The organism is Streptomyces showdoensis (assembly GCF_039535475.1).
In the GTDB taxonomy this organism is placed as follows: Bacteria; Actinomycetota; Actinomycetes; order Streptomycetales; family Streptomycetaceae; genus Streptomyces; species Streptomyces showdoensis.
This window is the reverse complement of the sequence record NZ_BAAAXG010000006.1, coordinates 1-17,327: the sequence shown is the minus strand read 5'-3', so window position 1 is coordinate 17,327 and position 17,327 is coordinate 1. Positions and strand designations below refer to the sequence as shown.

Sequence of the window (17,327 nt, the reverse complement as noted above, 5' to 3'; positions counted from 1 at the left end):
CGCCGGTCACAGCGATGGAGGACAGCACCGCCCAGTGATCAGGGAAGCAGGTCTCCAGGGTCGTCTGGGCGGTGGCCGTGAACGCGGTACAGGAGCTCGTCCGGGTGGCGAATGACCCTGGCCAGTCGCCACGCCGCGTCGTACGGCCTGCGGCTGCGCTCCCGGGACCACAGGCGGAGGGCGAGCAGACTGGTGAGTGGATCGAGCAGCCAGCGCAGTAGGAAGGTTTTCACTGCTCGTCCTCCGTTGCGTAGGGGACGGTTGCCGGGGACGGAGCCACAGACTCCAGGTCGCCGGACGGCGACGGCCAGGGGAATCTGTCGGACCAACCCATCTGCTCGAAGAGCGTGCGGGCCGTGGCCATGAACCGAGCCTGCCGTCCCGGCACGTCGTCCAATCGCTCCCAGACGTAGAGGAGGGAGTGGGCGAGCCGCTCGGCTTGCGTGTGCTCGGTGACTGACGTCCCCACCAGGGGCAGGATCGTGTCCCTGAACGATGCCCAGCTGAGGGCTGACAGGTCGTCCAGATGTCGCTCCAGCCACCACAGACGGGCGCTGTCACGGTCGGTGCACACGGTCCGAGCCAGATCTTGCCGGCGCAACCGGTCCTGTGCGAGACGGAGTTCAACCTCGCGCAGGGCATTCTGGTGCCTTTGGGCTCGCTCGGCGTCCTGCTGGGGGAGCAGCAGGGTGAGTCGTGCCCTGAGCCAGAGGCCGGGATGGCTGTCGGGGCTGTGCCACGCCGAGACCGCCAGGGTGAGCCTCTGCTGAGCGCATTCCAGTTCTTCGGGTCGATGCCTCCCGGCGATGCCGCGGCCGAGTTCGTCCAGGGCCAGACGGGCCGCCGCTCGCGCGGTGGTCGGGTGGTAGGTCCCGGTCGCCCGGTGAGGGACCAGATGGGTGAGAGTGCCATGCGCCAGGAAGCGGACGCCCGGCAGGCAGGTGGGCCAGTACGCTTTGAACCGGCCGACCCGCCGTCTCCACCAGGGACCGGGACGCTCGGTCATGCCTCCGACGCTTTCCGGACGAGGCTGTAGTGCTGCATGGCGTGGCCGAGAATGTCCCGCCAGAACGGCCGGACCACCGCTCCGTCTGCCACCAAGAGCCGGTCGAGCCGCAACCGCAGCCGCGGCGGGGCGAAGACCTCAGCCAGTAGGGCGGTTACCGTGTCCCTCTGGTCGGCGTCGTGCTCGAACCGCTCTTGCCAGCGGGTGAGCTGGTTGAGCACGGCCTCCACGGCGTCGTTGGTGGTGAGCAGCGTCTGCCAGGCATGGACGAAGTGCTCCCTGCTGGACGGGTCGCCGGCCGAGGCGAGGACCAGGTCCGTGCCCGTGTCACTGGAGACGAGTGCCAGGAAGGATCCCAACGCTTGGCGGTGCGCCTTTCCGCTGGCCTCGGTCCCGTGCTTCTTCAGCCACTGCACGACCGTTTTGTCCACGAGGCCGGGAGCGTGTCGGACAAGCTCCCGGAAGGCATCGACCAGCTTCTCGGCGCCGAAATCCTTCCCGCCCGCTGCCTTGCCTAGGCGGGTCAGGGCGAGCGCCGGCTGCTCCAGGCCCCAGGGCCCGCCGCAGACGTCGACGACCAGATCGATCTTCTCCGCGTTGTTGGACTCCGCCCAGTTGAGGAGGCGGTCGCGGACGTAGCGGCCGAGTTCGGCGTCGGTCGCGGCCTTTGTGAGCGCTTCGACGGCCAAGATCCGCCGAGGGCCGGTGAGTCCCGTTGCGAGAGCGTCGAGCACGTGCCTGTCGTGCTGACGCACTGCCAGGCGCAGGAGGGCCTCGCTGGCCAGTCGGGCGTCGTCCTCCGGTACGGACCGATTCGCGGCAACACCGACCGCCCACCTCGTCAGCAGGTCGTGTTGGGTGGGGAACTCCTCCCAAAGGTGACGCAGGATGGCGGCGGGCAACCCCTGACAGCTGCGGTCGTGGTGGGCGCGGTCGCCGACGGGCTCGATTCCGGCTGCTTGGAGTCGACGGGACGACGTCGCGTCGGTGAGTACGTCGGCCGACCCCCGGGCCTGGCCCAGCGAGGCGAGCAGGTCGTCGGACGCGCGGACGAGGGAACCGCGCCGCCCTCCGTCGAGCAGCGCTCCGGCCCACACCGTGACCCGAGTGGACAGCAACGACGGGTTTCCGTCCACGGCACCGCGCTTGTTGAGCAGCTTCTCTACCGTGGTGTGCCAGTCCCCGAAACGGTCCACGGCTTCCTTGAGCTGCTCCCTGCCGCTCACCGCCCCGATGAGTCCGGCCAGCCGGCACGCGTCACGGGCGGAGGGGTCGGCTTCCCAGATCGGGGAGAGTTTTTCGTCCGTCAGCCAGGCCACCCGGTCTGCGTGACCGTGCGCGCCGAGCTCGGTCTCGACGAGGCGCCGCGCACTGGGGGACTCCAGCCGTACCGTGATGTCGCCGGTGGCGTCGGCCCATGCGCCCTGCCAGTCGTCTGGGGTGGCGAGCACGACCAGGAAAGACCCCTGTTTGCGCAGTGCAGCTCCATGATGGACCAGGTCTTGGCCGAAGCGGGCGGGCGGCTCGTCCGGGAGGTCGGAGAGGTCGAGCAGGTAGCCCGTCGCCGAGCGCACCGGCAAGCACTGGGTGCCGGGCTTGGTCCACTCCGGTTCCAGGTCGAACAGCTCTGGCTCCTCCGGTCCCGCCGTTTGGCGCAGGAGCCGCACCGCTGCGGTCCGTCGGCCGCTGCCGGCGGACGCGCACAGCACCACGACGCCGTGCGCTTCGAGGATCTTGGCCGCGTCGAGCAGACGGTTCGGATCCCGGGGCTCGACGAAGCGGCCGTCTTCGCTCGCACGGTAGGCGAGGTCGCTGCCGTCGATGGGCAGAGTCTGGACGTGGTCACCGTTCAGGTGTACGGCGTAGTGGACCGCCTGGACGCTGTGGTCGCCGTATTGGTGGAACTCCGACGCGTTCGATGGCGGCGTGTCGGCCGGATCCTCGTATACCCGGGGCCTCACCGGATTGATTCCGTGGTATGTCGGGTCGGGTGCTTCACTGCTGCGGTCGCTCATTACCGCCCCCGCTCGTCGTAGAAGTTGTAGCCCTGCTTGCCGTGCTCGCCGTACTGGTGGAAGTTCACCGCACCGGGACCCGCCGGAGCCGGGGGAGCCGACGCCACAAACGCCCCAGATCCCGGCTCCTCCTCATTTGCCGCCGCGGCGGACGGCTCGAAGATGTCCGGATCCGCGAGCCCCCAGTCAAAACCGGGAAGGTGCAGATAGGCCGGCTGCTCGAACTTCTTCACCCTCACCAGATGCCGGTGGAAGTGCGCCTGCAGCACGTCGTCGTTGACGCAGCCGCTGTCGAAGACGTCCTCGTACACCCGCTGGGAGACGATCACGGCGGTGTTGGTGATCTCGGGATTTCCGCGCTCGAGCACCGCCCGCAGTGCCTTGTCGTCCAGGAGGCGGTGGGTGTGCACCATGGGCACGCCCAGACCGCTCTGAGGCAACGGGCCGACGTGAATGCTGACCCGAAGCTGCAGGGGCTTGAGGTGCGGGTTCTCGACCCGCCGACGGGAGAGCGCCTGGCGCAGTGCGTCGGGGAAGTGCCCCACCAGCGCGGGCAGGACCTCGGGGTCCATGCCGGCGACGTAACCGTCGCCTGTGTGCTGGCTGAACACGCGCCGCTCCCAGTGCGCGCTGACGTTGCTGGCGCTCAACGCCTGGGCCAGCAGAGGTGGGATGTCGGCGTTGACCTGCTGCATCCCTTTGCTGTCGAGTGATCCGAAGTCCCTGGCGTCGACAGCCAACACGGCCCGGTAGGGCCACAAGGGCTCCCATGACGGCAGCATGCGCCGCTCCTCTCGTAGCTCTCCCCGCCCATGCGGCGGGGAGAGCACCACCCTGTTCGAGGAGCGGGGAGCCGACCGTCCAGCGCTGGACGGTACGGGCGTGCCACACGTCACATCACAGGAGCTCCGAGCGGTGGTCGGTCGCCGCCGCCTACTCCGTCGTCCTGGGCTGCAGCCCTCAGCAGGGCAGGATCTCTGACAATGAGCCGCCGACGGCCGAGCGTGACAATGCCGTCGGACTGGAGACGCGCGAGGGCGGCAAATGCTGATGATCGACTCATGGCCGCCATCGTGGCTAAATCCTCCCTGGGTATGCCGAGTTCGACGACGACACCACCAGTTCCGTCTCGGTGCCCCACCTCGTCCGCGAGATGAACGACCACTCGTGCCAGGCGGGCCGGCGGCGACAAGTGTGCAAGGTCGGCGCGCAGACGCTCTTGGCTGTTCAGCCGGTCCACGCTCAGCCGGTACACGACAGATTCCAGGCGATGCCGGGCCACATATCCGCGGAAGGCGTGCGCAGCCATGACGACGCCCGTGCAGGGGCGCACCGCTGTCACGGTTGCCGAACGCGGCCGGTCGAGCAGCACACCCATCTCACCGAGGACCTCACCCGGGCCGCGGAGCATCAACGTCAAACTGTCCCCTGCCTCATTGCCCTGCACCACCTTGACGAGACCGTCGACCAGCGCGATCACACAGTCGGGCGACTCACCCTGTGCCAGGAGCACCGTCTGGCTCCGGTAGGTGCGCCGATGCCCGCGTTCGAGCAAGTCGCGCCATACCTCAGGAGACACGAGGGAAAGGAAGTTCACCGTGACACCTCCTCGCCCTCACGCGAAGGCAGTGGCCACGGCGAAGCAGCCGCAACCCGCGACTGCCAGGACGAGAGAGCACTGCACCCGGCGGTGTTTGGCCCACGCGATCTCGCTCATCACCACCACTTGTCGGGTAAGCGAGGGCAGTGGGTCTGTGTTGCGCAGCACGCCCTCCAATGCGGCGGGTTCCATAAGCCGCAGGTGTCCGAAGTACATGAAGTCACCATCCGGTTCTGGTCCTCGCCGCTCTTTGCCGAGCCGGGGGGAAACAGCCCATGCGGCACAACAGACACCCGCCATGATGAGTACGACACCGAGCCACAAAAGCGTCTGCGACGCGGCGGACTCGAACCCGCCCGCTGCTCTCCGGGAACTCGCCAGCAGACTCAATACGGCCAGCGTGGTGGACTGCAGGGTCAAGGCGAGCGCGGCTTTCGAGTCCGCCTTGGCCGTCGCATCCGCGACGGCGGACTGGATCTTCCATGCTGTTTCGGTCGGCTCATTCGGCACGGTGACATCCCCCTGGGTACAGCAATTGACCACTCACTGGTGCTGCGCTGAAGGTTGCGCAGGCATGGCAGTCCGAAAACGCACAGCGCACATCTTGGCCTGAACGTGGTGGAGCGCGGCGACGAGTCCGACCGCGTCCTGACAGCCTGGGGTCCGACCCTGCCCGAAGGGCCGTACACCTTCGACCTGCCCTCCGACGCCGTATGTGGCGTCCGCAACGTCGGGCGAGTCCTTCAGTTCCTACCTGGGCGCGGCTCGCGACTGCGTCCCCTGCGGCATTATGGACTCGATACCCGAGCTGCTGGATGTCGTGGACAGCTACGTCTCCGAGGGGCACGTCCGGATCAAGCTGAAGATCAAGCCCGGCTGGGACGTCGACCGGTCCGCGCCGTCCGCGAGCGTTTCGGCGGCGACCTCCTCCTCCAGGCCGACACCAACGCCGCGTACACGCTCGTCGATGCTTAACAGCTCGCGAAGCTCGACGGCTTCGGCCTCCAGCTCGCCAAACTACTGCACACCCCGATCTGCTTGGACGAGCCCATCGAGTCCGCTGCCGCGACCATTTCGCTGGGCGCCCGCTCCATCATCAACATCAAGCCGGCCCGCGTGGGCGGCTACCTCGAAGCCTGCCGCATCCACGTTGTCGCCCGCGCCCATGGCGTCCCGGTCTGGTGCGGCGGCATGCTGGAGACCGGCATCGGCCGCGCCGCCAACGTCGCCCTGGCAGCCCTCCCTGGCTTCACCCCGCCGGGCGACACTTCGGGCTCGCACCGCTACTCCGCCACGGACATCACGAAGCCGTTCGTCCTGGCCGACGGCCATCTCGACGTCCCGGGGCTCGGAGTCGAGCCGCTCCTCGGCATCCTCAACGAGGTCGCCGTCTCCACCGAGTGGAACGCGATCTAATCCTCTGCGCAGTGCGACCGACCTCCCGAAGGCTCCCGGGGCGCGCATCGCACCCCGGGAGCCTTAGCTGTACCTCGTCGACTGCGACCGGATGCCCAGCATCGGTCCTTGCTGCCTGCCCCCCCCGCAATCAGCGGATGGACTGTGGGCTGAATCGGCCGTCTAGAGGCACTTCGATGCTGACTTTGGTGGAACTTCGTCGGCCGCACCGACGAGAAGATCCGCCAGGCCCGCGAGGACTGGACGAACGGCGGCCGCTTCGGCGAGGTCAAGGGCTACGACGGAGACCGCCTGGACGCCCCCGAGGTCCCGGCGACGCCGCTGAAGGCGCGGGGGAGGGTGCGCTGAGACCCGGCGGAGAGCGGTCCGGCCGCTCGCCGGGCCGCTCTCCCGGGCCGTTCGCCGGACCGCTCGCCGGTCGTTCTCCCGGCCGGAAGATCGTCTCCTTGCCCTCAACCGCACTTGAGGTCCTACGGTTTCCCCATGGCCCGCACGCGGCGGGCAGGTTCCGCACCGACGTGCCCGGAGGGGATTTCCCATGACGACCCAGCAGATGTCCGACGCCGAACTCGCCGGACAGCCCGCCGCCTACTGGACCGGCATGGCCTACGAGGCGCTCATCGGCTTCACCCGGGCCCGGCAGGCCGAACACGGCTTCACCCAGCCCCAGTTCTGGCTGCTGCGCAACCTGTCGGCGAACGACATCTCGCCCGACGGCGAGGGGATGACGCTGAACCAGCTCCGGAAGGCCATGGCCTCCTACCTCCGGTCCGAGGACGACCTGGCGGTCGAGGCCGAGGTGCTCGTCGAGCGCGGCTGGCTGACCTGGGGCGCCGAGGAGCGGCTGTGGCTCACCGAGGCGGGCGAAGCGGCCCGCGTCGACCTCGGGCGCACCTCCCCGGCGATCCGCGCCGCCCTCCACGAGGGCATCGACGACGCGGACTACGTCACCACCGTGAAGGTGCTCCAGCGGCTGATCCGGAACGCCGGCGGGCCGGTCGCCTGACGCGCCGCGGAGCCCGGGGCGGGGCGGCTGTGCCCGGGCGGGCCAGGGGCGGCCGTGCGGTTGTGCGGGGGCGTGCGCGGGCCGGAGCGCGGGGGCGCCCAGCCGCCCACCCAGGCGCTCCTCGGGGTCGCGTGCCTCGCCACGCCCGACGTGCCGTTCGAGGTCGAGGCGCCGGCCGCCCGGCCCTGAGGTGAGCGGGACCGGCGTGGCGACTTCCTGACAGGACGGGGAGATTCCGCATCGGGGCGGTGAGGGCGGGCACAACAGCCGCAGGCACACAGACGGCCGCTGACGAGAGGAGCGCGCATGTCCACCTGGCCGCCGGCCGAAGAGCCGGTCTTCACCGCCGACTTCGGCTCGCAGGACCAATGGGTCGCGGGCCACAGCTGGGCCTATCCCAACGGAGGCCCCGTCAACCCCGGCGACAACAAGCTGGACCACCTGGTCGAGGACCCCGCGTACAGCCGTACGGGAGTGTTCCGGGCCACCCGGAGGCGTGACGGCCTCTGGGACGCGGGTCTGCTGACCACCGAGGGGAGCCGGGACGGCTTCCAGCTCCGGACCGGGGACACGCTGGAGGCCCGCGTCCGGCTCCCCGAGGAGATGGGCGCCTGGCCCGCGATCTGGACCTGGCGCGACGGCGGCCAGGAGGTCGACGTCTTCGAGTACCACCCCGACAACCCCGACCTCCTCGAACTGACCAACCACGTCCGCAGCAGCAACCGCTACCACCGTTCCCCCTCCGTCCGCCCGGGCGGCTGGATCGCGCTGCGCGTCGTGTTCGGGGCCCGCTCGGTCACCTGGTCGCTCGACGGCCGCGTGATCTTCGACGACGGCCGGGGCGTGGGCCGCGGCTGGCACGCCTATCTGATCGTCAACCTCTCGGTCTGCGCCGGGCGTTACCACCCCGCCCCGGACGCGGGCGCGACCGCGATGTCCTACGAGGTCCGCGACTTGAAGGTGTTCCGGCCGGGCAGGTGAGCCGGGTGGTCCGGCCGGAAAGGCAGCCGGACCGGAGAGTGTGGAGGGGGCCGCCATGGAGGCGGCCCTCTTTGTGTGGGGCGGCTCCATGCCCGGGTGTCGTCCCGCCCGCCTAGCGTGTGCACACCCGGTGCCGGGACGGCATCGGGCCGACGCGCTCAGGGCGCACGAGTGGGGAAGAGGCCGGGACATGGCCGGAAGACGGAGCCGGGGGCGGGGCCGGTGGACGTGGGCCGCGCGGATCGTGGCGTTGGCGGGGGTCGTCGTGGCGGCGCTGGTGGGTCCGCCCGCCACCGCGAGCGGGCGGACGGTGGGCGCGACCGCCGCACCGCCCCCGTACCTCACCCTCGAAGCGAGCTACGGAGCCGGGACCGTCACCAACGGCTGGAGCCGCGTCGAGCGCTACGCCGACACGACCACCGGTTTCCGCACCGAGGGCTTCGCCCCGGACGGCCGCGGGGACCAGGACGGCGTCCGCGTCACCTACTTCGGCGGCGCCAAGCGGCCCTCCTCGGGGCGGTTCCTGCTCTACTCGGCCCCCGGCTGGGACACCGGCAGCCGCACCACGCCCGTCCTCCTGGTGCACGGCGCCAACGACACCGCGGACCGCGCCTGGGCCAACCCCGGCGAGTCCGGCGGCTACGGCTGCGGCGCCGCGAGCTGCCCGTCCACCGGGCTGATGCAGTACCTGTCCGCCCGCGGCCACCGCGTCTTCGCCGTCGGCTTCGCGCACAAGCAGGGCGACAACCTCATGCAGGCCCAGATCGTCGGCGACGCCATCGCCGTCATCAAGGCCAGGCTGGGCGTCTCCCAGGTGGACCTGGTCGGCTGGAGCAAGGGCGAGATGTCGACCCGGGCGTACGTGTCGTCCGTGAAGCCGAGCTGGGGACGCGCGTACGCCGGCGACGTACGCCGGCTGATCACCGTCGGCGGCCCGAACGGCGGCTACGACTACCCCTACGCCCACGGCTGGGCCCACGACTTCTCCCTGTGGCCCGAGTGCGGCGGAAAGATCAACGCCCCCTCCCCGCACTCCCACATGACCTGCTACGGGCTGTACACCGCCCACCCGGAGTTCTCGTTCACCCCCTCCGGCGGCCAGGACAACTACCCCGGCCAGCGGCAGATGCTCGCGCGCTGGGACGGTGCGTACGGCGTCGACGGCGCCGCCCAGGACTGGTACACGACCTACTACGGCGGCCAGGGCCTCTACACCGCCGGCGGCGGCATCCAGGCCGCCATCGACGCCGGTTCGCTCATCGCCCCGCTGCACGCCGCGGGCGTGCCCGCCTCCGTCCCCACGTATCTGCTGGCCGGCGGCTCCGCCGACATCGTCGGCATCTTCAACGAGAACCGCGGCCCCAGCGACGGCGTCGTCTTCACCGCCAGCGCGCTCGACACCACCGGCATCCCCACGGTCGGCGGCAAGGCCACCGTCGCCGCCGCCAACCACCTCGAGCTGGGCTGGCACAGCTCGGCCGCCGCCCAGATCGCCACCTGGCTCTCCTGAAGGACCCCCATGACCACGCTCCGCACCCGCCGCGTCGCCACCTCCCGGCTGACCCAGCAGATCACCGAAGTCCGCGAGGAGGGGGAGCTCGTCCTCTTCGTCCACGGAAACGTTTCCTCCTCCGTGTTCTGGGACACCACCCTGACCACGCTGCCGGACCGCTACCGGCCCGTCGCCGTCGACCTGCGCGGCTTCGGAGGCACCGACCCGCTGCCCGTCGACGCCACCCGGGGCGTACGGGACTACGCCGACGACCTCGCCGCGCTCCTGGAGACCCTCGGCGCCGACCGGGCGCACCTGGTCGGCTGGTCCATGGGCGGGGGCGTGGTCATGCAGTTCCTGCGCGACCACCCGGCCGCCGTCCGCTCCCTCTCCCTGGTCAACCCGGTCTCCCCGTACGGCTTCGGCGGCACGCGCGGAGTGGACGGCACCCTCAACTCCGCGGACGGCGCCGGATCGGGCGGCGGCACCGCCAACCCGGAGTTCGTGCGGCTGCTCGCCGAAGGCGACCGGGGCGAGGACTCCCCGCTCTCCCCGCGCGCCGTCCTCGCCGGCTGCTACGTCAAGCCGCCGCTGCGCCCCGAGCACGAGGACGCGTACGTCGAGGCCATGCTCACCACCCGCACCGGCGACGACCACTACCCGGGGGACAGCACGCCGTCCGCCGCCTGGCCCGGGATCGCGCCCGGCACCCGCGGCGTGCTCAACTGCCTGGCCCCGACCCACTTCCGCGTCGACGACCTGCACCTGCTCGACCACAAGCCGCCGATCCTGTGGATCCGCGGCGAGGACGACGTCATCGTCGCCGACGCGTCGATGTTCGACCTCGCGCACCTCGGTGCGGTCGGGGTCGTACCGGGCTGGGACGGGACCCCGGCACAGCCGATGGTGGCGCAGACGCGGCACGTCCTGGACCGGTACGCGGCGGCGGGCGGCACCGTCCGGGAGGTCGCGGTCGCCGGCGCCGGACACGCGGTCCACCTCGAACGCCCCGAGGAGTTCGGCGCGGCGCTGACCGGGGTCCTGTCGGCATGACGGTCCGTACGACCCGGCAGGGGGCGGTCCGCGGCCGCCCCCTCCCCGACGGGCTCACCTGCTTCCTCGGCATCCCGTACGCGGCCCCGCCCTTCGGCGGGCTGCGGTTCCGCGCGCCCGTCCCGCCCGAGCCCTGGACGGGCGTGCGCGACGCCACGGCCTTCGGCCCGACCCCACCGCACGCCCCCTACGCGCCGCCCTTCGACGCGCTCATCCCGGACGACACCGCCGCGGGGGAGGACTGCCTCAACCTCAACGTCTGGACGCCGGCCCCGGAGCGAGGCACCGGACTGCCCGTGATGGTGTGGCTGCACGGCGGGGCCTTCACCAACGGGGCGGGCTCGGTGTCCGCGTACGACGGCAGCGCCTTCGCCCGCGACGGCGTCGTCTGCGTCACCCTCAACTACCGCCTGGGGAGCGACGGCTTCCTGCGGCTGCCCGGCCGCCCCGACAACCGCGGCCTGCTCGACCAGATCGCCGCCCTGCGCTGGGTCCGGGAGAACATCGACGCCTTCGGCGGCGACCCCGAACGGGTGACCGTCTTCGGCGAGTCGGCCGGCGCCATGAGCATCGGCATGCTCCTGACCGACCCGGCGGCCCGCGGCCTGTTCCGGCGGGCGATCCTCCAGTCCGGGGCCTGTCACCACTTCCTGCGCCCGGCCTCCGCGGAGCTCGTCACCGCCCGGCTGGCGCAGAAGCTGGGCATCGACCCCGACCCGGAGGCCTTCGCCGCCGTCCCGCTGGCCGAACTGCTGCCCGCCCAGGCCGAGTTGCGCGGCGAGGTGAACGCGCGCCCGGACCCGGCGCTGTGGGGCGAGGCCGCGCTCAACATGATGCCCTTCGAGCCGGTCAGGACCGGTCCGGCGCTGCCCCCGCCCGACTGCGGCGTCGACCTGCTCATCGGCAGCAACCGGGAGGAGTACCGCCTCTTCCTCGTCCCCACCGGGCGCCTGGACCTCGTGCCCGAGACCACCCTGCACGCCCTGACCTCGGCCTACGGCCTCGACCCCGCCGAGGCCCTCCCCGTCTACGCGGCGGCCCGGCCGGGCGCCACGCCGGGCGAACTCCTCGACGCGGTGGCCACCGACTGGTTCTACCGCATCCCCGCCGTCCGCCTCGCCGAGGCCGTCCCCGGCTCGTACCTGTACGAGTTCTCCTGGCGGTCCCCCCGATTCGACGGGGCGCTCGGAGCCTGCCACGCTCTGGAACTCCCCTTCGTCTTCGACCGCCTCGACGACCCGTCCTACGCCCCCGTGCTCGGCGCCCACCCGCCCCGGGCGCTCGCGGAGGCCATGCACGGGGCGTGGGTCGCCTTCGCGAGGACGGGCGACCCCGGCTGGGCGCCGTACGCCCCCACCACCCGTACGGCGATGGATTTCACCACGCCGGGCCCCGCCCAGGTCAGCGATCCGCGCGCCCGCGAACGCGCCCTCTGGGAAGGCGTGCGCTGAGCCCAATGCGCCCCGAAGTGAGCGGCCGCACGCCCTTCCCGCGCGGTCGCGCCACAAGGTGGCACACGGTGCCCGTGCGCTCGCCGAATCAAGTGAATCCGGTGGTGAGTGTGTTGGTATGACAAGAACGTCCGGGCACGCTCCCTCCCAGCGGTTCTCACCCGTTGAGAGGGAAGGGCATGACGACCCACGTCACCGAGTCCGAGCTGGAGACCCTGCTCCACGGCGCACTGCGCGCCACGGGGACAGGCGAGAGCTGGGCGACCGAGTCCGACGAGAGCTGGTGCCGGGTGGCACCGCCCTCCTGGACCGGGCCGGCACAGGGCTGGAAGCTGCACGTCTCCGCGACGGCCGCCTCCGCCCCCGCGGTGCTGGAGAAGGCCCTGGAGGTGCTCCTCCGGGACGGGGCCGCCTTCAAGTTCGCCCGGTCGCTGGAGCAGGTGAGCGCGCTCAACACCCGTGCCACGCCGCGCGGGAGCTCGGGCAAGTTCATCACGGTCTACCCGGCCTCCGACGCCGACGCGGCCCGGCTCGCCCAGGACCTCCACACGGCGACCCGAGGACTCGCGGGCCCCCGGATCCTGTCCGACCGGCCGTACGCCCCGAACAGCCTCGTGCACTACCGCTACGGCGCCTTCGCCGCCCGGCGGCGGCTCTCGGACGAGGGCCTGATGGTCTGGTACATCGAGGACCCCGACGGCAACCCCGTGGAGGACAAGCGGACCGGCAGCTACGCCCCGCCGTCCTGGGCGGTCAGCCCCTTCCCCGAATCCGTGCCCGTCGCCCCGCCCAGAGCGGAGACCGAGCGGCGCCCGGTCGTCCTCGGCGGCCGCTTCTCGGTACGGGAGGCGATCCGGCACACGAACAAGGGCGGCGTCTACCGGGGCACCGACCTCACCACCGGCGCCCCCGTGGTCATCAAGGAGACCCGGCCCCACGTGGAGGCCGACGCCTCCGGCAGCGACGTCCGCGACTGGCTCCGCACCGAGGCCCGCACGCTGGAGAAGCTCAAGGGCACCGGGCTCGCGCCGGAGCCGCTCGCGATGTTCGAGCACGGCGGCCACCTCTTCCTCGCCCAGGAGGAGGTACCGGGCATCCCCCTGCGCAACTGGGTCGCCGAGCACTTCCGCGACGCCGGCGCCACCCGCTACCACGCCGACGCGCTCGCCCAGGCCGCCCGTCTGGTGGACCTGGTCGAGGCCGCCCACGCCCGCGGCTGCGTGCTGCGCGACTTCACGCCGGCCAACGTGATGGTCCGCCCCGACGGCGCGCTGCGCCTGATCGACCTGGAGCTCGCCGTCCTGGAGGACGACGCCGCCCTCCCGAGCCGCGTCGGCACCCCCGGCTTCAGCGCCCCCGAGCGCCTGGTGGACGCCCCGGTCTCCCCGACCGGCGACTACTACAGCCTCGGTGCCACCCTCTGCTTCGTCCTGACCGGCAAGGTCCCCAACCTCCTGCAGGAGGAGCCCGCCACCCGGCCGGCACAGGAACGGCTCGGCGCGTGGCTGGGCGCCTGCGCCGGTCCGGCCGGACTGCCGGACGGCCTGCGCGCGATGATCCTCGGGCTGATGCGCGACGAACCCGCCGAGCGCTGGGACCCCGCCCGGGCCCGGGACGCGCTCCGGGAGAGCGGACCGCCGGCGACCACCCCGGCCGCGTCCGCGCGGACCGGCGGGACCCGCGCGGCGACGCCCACCGACGCCGGGGACGCCACCGCCGCCGCCGACGCCGCCGAGAACGAGGCGGTGGTGGCCGGGATCGTGCAGCACCTCGTCGACTCCATGACACCGGAGGACGACCGACGCCTGTGGCCCGTGTCCACCAAGGCCGGGGAGACCGACGCCTGCACCGTGCAGCAGGGCGCGGCCGGTGTGCTCGCCGTGCTGACGCGGTACTTCGAGCTCACCGGCGACCCACGGCTGCCGGAGCTGATCTCCACGGCCGGCCGCTGGATCGCGGACCGCACCGACACCCGCTCCACCCGCCCCGGCCTGCACTTCGGCGGCCGCGGGACCGCCTGGGCGCTGTACGACGCCGGACGCGCCGTCGACGACCGGGCCCTGGTCGACCACGCCCTCGCCCTGGCGCTCGCGCCGCAGGAGTCGACGCCCAGCCACGACATCACCCACGGCTCGGCCGGCAGCGGCCTGGCCGCCGTCCACCTGTGGCACCGCACCGGAGACCCCCGCTTCGCCGAACGGGTCGTCGAACTGGCCGACCGCCTCGCGGCCGCGGCCCGGCGCGAACGCTCCGGAGCCAGCTGGCCCGTGCCCGCGGAGGCCGTCGTCGAGGAGGCCGGCAAGCGCTACCTGGGCTTCGCCCACGGCACCTCCGGCATCGGCTGCTTCCTCCTGGAGGCAGCGGCCGTCTCCAAGAGCCCGGACCACCGCGAACTGGCCCTGGCGGCCGGCGAACACCTGGTGACGCACGCCGTCATGGTCGACGGCGCCGCCCAGTGGCCGGCCCAGGAGACGGACGTGCCGACGGCCCCGTACTGGTGCCACGGGTCGGCCGGAATCGGCTCCTTCCTCGTCCGCCTCTGGCGGGCGACCGGCGACGAGCGGTTCGGCGCCCTCGCCCGGGCCGGCACGCGCGCCGTCGTGGAGCGCGCCTCCCGCGCGGCCGTCACCCAGTGCCACGGACTGGCCGGGAACGGCGACTACCTCCTCGACATGGCCGAGGCCACCGGCGACCCCGCCTACCGGGCGATGGCCGAGGACCTGGCCCGCCTCATCCGCTCCGAACGCACCCACCGCGGCAGCCACGTCGTGTTCCCGAACGAGTACGGGGACGTCTCGACGAGCTGGAGCGACGGATCCGCCGGAATCCTCGGGTTCCTCCTGCGGATCCGCCACACAGAACCCCGGCACTGGATGGTCCAGCAGCCGGTCTGAGCGGCAGGAATCCCTGCCGTCACGTCACAGAGAAGGAGAATGTCATGGAGAACCAGGACCTCGAGCTGCTGGCCCACCTGCACGCCCTTCCGGAGACCGACCCGGTCGGTGTCGACGGCGACTCGTTCAGCGGAACGTGCGCGTGCGTCGGCCTGCTGACGCTCCTCAACACCGTCTGTATCGGCATCAGCTGCGCGTAGCGGCCGCGCCCCTCCGGCCGGTGGTCGCCCCCGTGGCGACCGCCGGCCGGATCGGGTTTTCCGCCACCCGCCCGACCGCCCGCCCTTCCGAGGGCGGTCCGGACCACGAGGGACGAGCCCCATGCAGCCATACGCCATCAGCACGCGCGGTCTGGTCAAGAGCTACCCGGGCCCGCACGGCACCGTCGTCGACGCGGTGAGCGGCCTCGACCTCGACGTGCGCCAGGGCGAGACCTTCGCCTTCCTCGGCCCCAACGGAGCGGGGAAGTCCACGACCATCGCCATGCTCTGCGCCCTCGCCCGCCCCACCTCCGGCCGCGCCACCGTGGCCGGCTTCGACGTGCTCACCCGGCCGCACGACGTGCGGCGACAGGTCGGCATCCTCTTCCAGCACAGCGCCCTCGACCCGGACCTGACGGTCGAGCAGAACCTCCGCATCCACGCCCGCCTCTACGGGCTGCGCCGCCGCGACGTGCTCCGGCGGACGGCCGAGGTGCTCGAACCGGCCGGCCTGACCGACCGGCGGCGTTCCCCCGTACGCGCCCTGTCGGGCGGCATGCGGCGACGCCTGGAGATCGCCCGCCAGTTGCTGCACTCCCCGAGCGTGCTGTTCCTGGACGAACCGACCACCGGCCTCGACCCGCACGCCCGCGCCCAGATCTGGGAGCACCTGCGAGAGCTGCGCGACCGGCAGGGCAGCACCCTCTTCGTCACCACGCACTACCTGGACGAGGCGGAGAACTGCGACCGCATCGCGATCGCCGACCGGGGCCGGCTGGTCGCCCAGGGCACGCCGCACGCGCTCAAGGCCGAGATCGGCGACGACCGGGTGGTGCTCCGCACCAGCGACGACGAGCGGGCCCGGAAGATCGTCGCCCAGGCCGCGCCGCCGGACCGTCCCGTCACCGCCGACGCCGACGGGACCTGGCTCCGGGTACCCGACGGCAGCACGTGGATCCCACGGCTGTGCGCCGCCCTCGCCGGGCACGGCATCGCCGTGCACGCCGCCTCCGCCACCCCGCCCACGCTCGACGACGTCTTCTTCCACCACACCGGCCGCAGCATCCACACCACCCCGGCCGCGACCGCCGCGGGAGCCGGCCGATGACCGCCCTCACCCTCCGGGCACCCGAGGCCACGGACCGCGGACCGGCCCCCCGGCTGCGGCAGGAACTGCGCGCCATCCACGCCCTGGTCCACCGCGACCTGCTGCGCCTCGCCTGCCAGCGCGCCCACACCGGCCTCGTCCTGCTCCAGCCGGTGCTCTACCTCTTCGCCCTCGGCGGCGGACTCGCCACCCTGATCCCCAACGCCTCCCTGGGCACCGGATACCAGACGTACCTCTTCCCCGGCATGCTGATGATGACGGTCCAGACCCCGGCCATCATGGTGGGCATCCGGCTCATCACCGACCGGCAGAGCGGCTATCTGCGCGAGCTCCTGATGGCCCCGGTCAGCCGCTCCACCCTGCTCCTCGGCAGCTGCGCCGGCGGCACCCTCGTCGCCGCCGTACAGGGCGCCGTACTGCTCTGCCTGGCCGGCGCGGTCGGCCTGCCCTACGACCCGCTCCTCCTCCTGCTGCTCCTCGGCGGCATGCTGCTCGCCTCCTTCGCCATCACCGCCCTCGCCCTCGCGCTGGCGGTCACGCTGCGCAGCCCCGAGACCTTCCACACCCTGCTCAGCCTCCTGATGATGCCGCTGCTCTTCCTGTCCGGCGCCTTCTTCCCCCTGGAGTCCCTGCCGGGCTGGGCCCGCGCCCTGGCCACCGTCAATCCGCTCGCGTACGGGGTGGACCTGCTGCGGCGCTCGATCTCCCTGCGGGTGCCGGACCAGGCGGCCGTCGGCGGCGTCGAATGGGCGGGCCGGCAGCCGCCCCTGTCCCTGGAGGCCGGGCTGCTCCTCACCCTCGGCGTGCTGACCCTCGTGTGGGCCGCCCGCCGCTTCAGCCGTCCCGAGTGACGCGCACCGTCCCGAACCGCGGACGGGACGGTGCCCGCAGGGGGTAAAGCGCGGGAAAAGACCTGGCGGGCGGGCTGCGGTTCCCGCACCGAGTGTTTACGCCGTCTTATCGCGTTCTTAGCGCCCCAGGGCCCCGTCGGCGCGCCCCGGAGCGACGGATTCCGCAGCGGGAGAGGCATTGACCAGCGGTTCCGCCCGAGCTTCCATTCAGCCCGGGAGCCACGGAACCACCTGATCACCGGACGCCTCGGAGG

15 protein-coding genes and 2 pseudogenes are annotated in these 17,327 nt (G+C 72.1%); 12 read left to right on the top strand and 5 right to left on the bottom strand.

Annotation, left to right across the window (positions count from 1 at the left end):
* Window positions 1-229: 229 nt before the first annotated feature.
* The 5 genes from ABD981_RS03285 to ABD981_RS03265 all read right to left on the bottom strand — a co-directional run bounded on the left by ABD981_RS03285 (window position 230) and on the right by ABD981_RS03265 (window position 5,131).
* On the bottom strand, window positions 230-1,006 hold the full coding sequence (locus ABD981_RS03285) for a hypothetical protein (RefSeq protein ID WP_123954759.1): 777 nt from the start codon (window positions 1,004-1,006) through the stop codon (window positions 230-232).
* A complete protein-coding gene (locus tag ABD981_RS03280) occupies window positions 1,003-3,021 on the bottom strand; it encodes a hypothetical protein (protein WP_131723902.1) in 2,019 nt (672 codons plus the stop codon). The genes ABD981_RS03285 and ABD981_RS03280 overlap by 4 nt, the downstream gene beginning before the upstream one ends.
* Window positions 3,021-3,803, bottom strand: coding sequence for a hypothetical protein (locus ABD981_RS03275; protein WP_123954760.1), 783 nt, complete (start codon window positions 3,801-3,803; stop codon window positions 3,021-3,023). The genes ABD981_RS03280 and ABD981_RS03275 overlap by 1 nt, the downstream gene beginning before the upstream one ends.
* A 110-nt stretch (window positions 3,804-3,913) precedes the next feature.
* Entirely contained in the window at window positions 3,914-4,618 is a 705-nt protein-coding gene (locus ABD981_RS03270; protein WP_123954761.1) for a Crp/Fnr family transcriptional regulator, read from the bottom strand.
* 18 nt (window positions 4,619-4,636) lie between these two features.
* Window positions 4,637-5,131 (bottom strand): Pycsar system effector family protein, encoded by a 495-nt coding sequence (locus ABD981_RS03265; protein WP_123954762.1) that lies wholly within the window; start codon window positions 5,129-5,131, stop codon window positions 4,637-4,639.
* Between the two features lie 220 nt (window positions 5,132-5,351).
* Here ABD981_RS03265 and ABD981_RS03260 point away from each other — a divergent pair.
* From ABD981_RS03260 to ABD981_RS03205, 12 genes and pseudogenes are all read left to right on the top strand, one after another.
* Window positions 5,352-6,037 (top strand): annotated as a pseudogene (locus tag ABD981_RS03260) (enolase C-terminal domain-like protein); the annotation flags it as partial.
* Window positions 6,038-6,220: 183 nt separating this feature from the next.
* Window positions 6,221-6,385: pseudogene (locus tag ABD981_RS03255) on the top strand (pirin family protein); the annotation flags it as partial.
* A gap of 190 nt (window positions 6,386-6,575) precedes the next feature.
* Complete coding sequence (locus ABD981_RS03250) at window positions 6,576-7,043, top strand: hypothetical protein (RefSeq protein ID WP_046909603.1); 468 nt, start codon at window positions 6,576-6,578, stop codon at window positions 7,041-7,043.
* A 54-nt stretch (window positions 7,044-7,097) separates the two neighbouring features.
* On the top strand, window positions 7,098-7,232 hold the full coding sequence (locus ABD981_RS03245) for a hypothetical protein (RefSeq protein ID WP_345527802.1): 135 nt from the start codon (window positions 7,098-7,100) through the stop codon (window positions 7,230-7,232).
* Between the two features lie 117 nt (window positions 7,233-7,349).
* Window positions 7,350-8,024, top strand: a complete 675-nt coding sequence (locus tag ABD981_RS03240) for a LamG domain-containing protein (protein WP_046909604.1) — start codon at window positions 7,350-7,352, stop codon at window positions 8,022-8,024.
* 190 nt (window positions 8,025-8,214) lie between these two features.
* The gene (locus tag ABD981_RS03235) at window positions 8,215-9,534 is read left to right on the top strand and encodes an esterase/lipase family protein (protein ID WP_240495331.1); all 1,320 of its coding nucleotides are present in this window, start codon (window positions 8,215-8,217) and stop codon (window positions 9,532-9,534) included.
* A gap of 9 nt (window positions 9,535-9,543) precedes the next feature.
* Window positions 9,544-10,569: an alpha/beta fold hydrolase gene (locus tag ABD981_RS03230; RefSeq protein WP_046909605.1), complete on the top strand. Its 1,026-nt coding sequence runs from the start codon at window positions 9,544-9,546 to the stop codon at window positions 10,567-10,569.
* Window positions 10,566-12,020 carry a carboxylesterase/lipase family protein gene (locus ABD981_RS03225; RefSeq protein WP_046909606.1) on the top strand — a complete coding sequence of 485 codons (1,455 nt, stop codon included), beginning with the start codon at window positions 10,566-10,568 and terminating at the stop codon, window positions 12,018-12,020. The genes ABD981_RS03230 and ABD981_RS03225 overlap by 4 nt, the downstream gene beginning before the upstream one ends.
* Before the next feature lie 179 nt (window positions 12,021-12,199).
* The gene (gene lanL / locus ABD981_RS03220) at window positions 12,200-14,914 is read left to right on the top strand and encodes a class IV lanthionine synthetase LanL (RefSeq protein ID WP_046909607.1); all 2,715 of its coding nucleotides are present in this window, start codon (window positions 12,200-12,202) and stop codon (window positions 14,912-14,914) included.
* A gap of 44 nt (window positions 14,915-14,958) precedes the next feature.
* Window positions 14,959-15,114 (top strand): VenA family class IV lanthipeptide, encoded by a 156-nt coding sequence (locus ABD981_RS03215; protein WP_165590978.1) that lies wholly within the window; start codon window positions 14,959-14,961, stop codon window positions 15,112-15,114.
* Window positions 15,115-15,235: 121 nt separating this feature from the next.
* Entirely contained in the window at window positions 15,236-16,222 is a 987-nt protein-coding gene (locus ABD981_RS03210) for an ABC transporter ATP-binding protein (RefSeq protein WP_046909608.1), read from the top strand.
* Window positions 16,219-17,073, top strand: coding sequence for an ABC transporter permease (locus ABD981_RS03205; RefSeq protein ID WP_046909609.1), 855 nt, complete (start codon window positions 16,219-16,221; stop codon window positions 17,071-17,073). The genes ABD981_RS03210 and ABD981_RS03205 overlap by 4 nt, the downstream gene beginning before the upstream one ends.
* The last annotated feature ends 254 nt before the right edge of the window (window positions 17,074-17,327 follow it).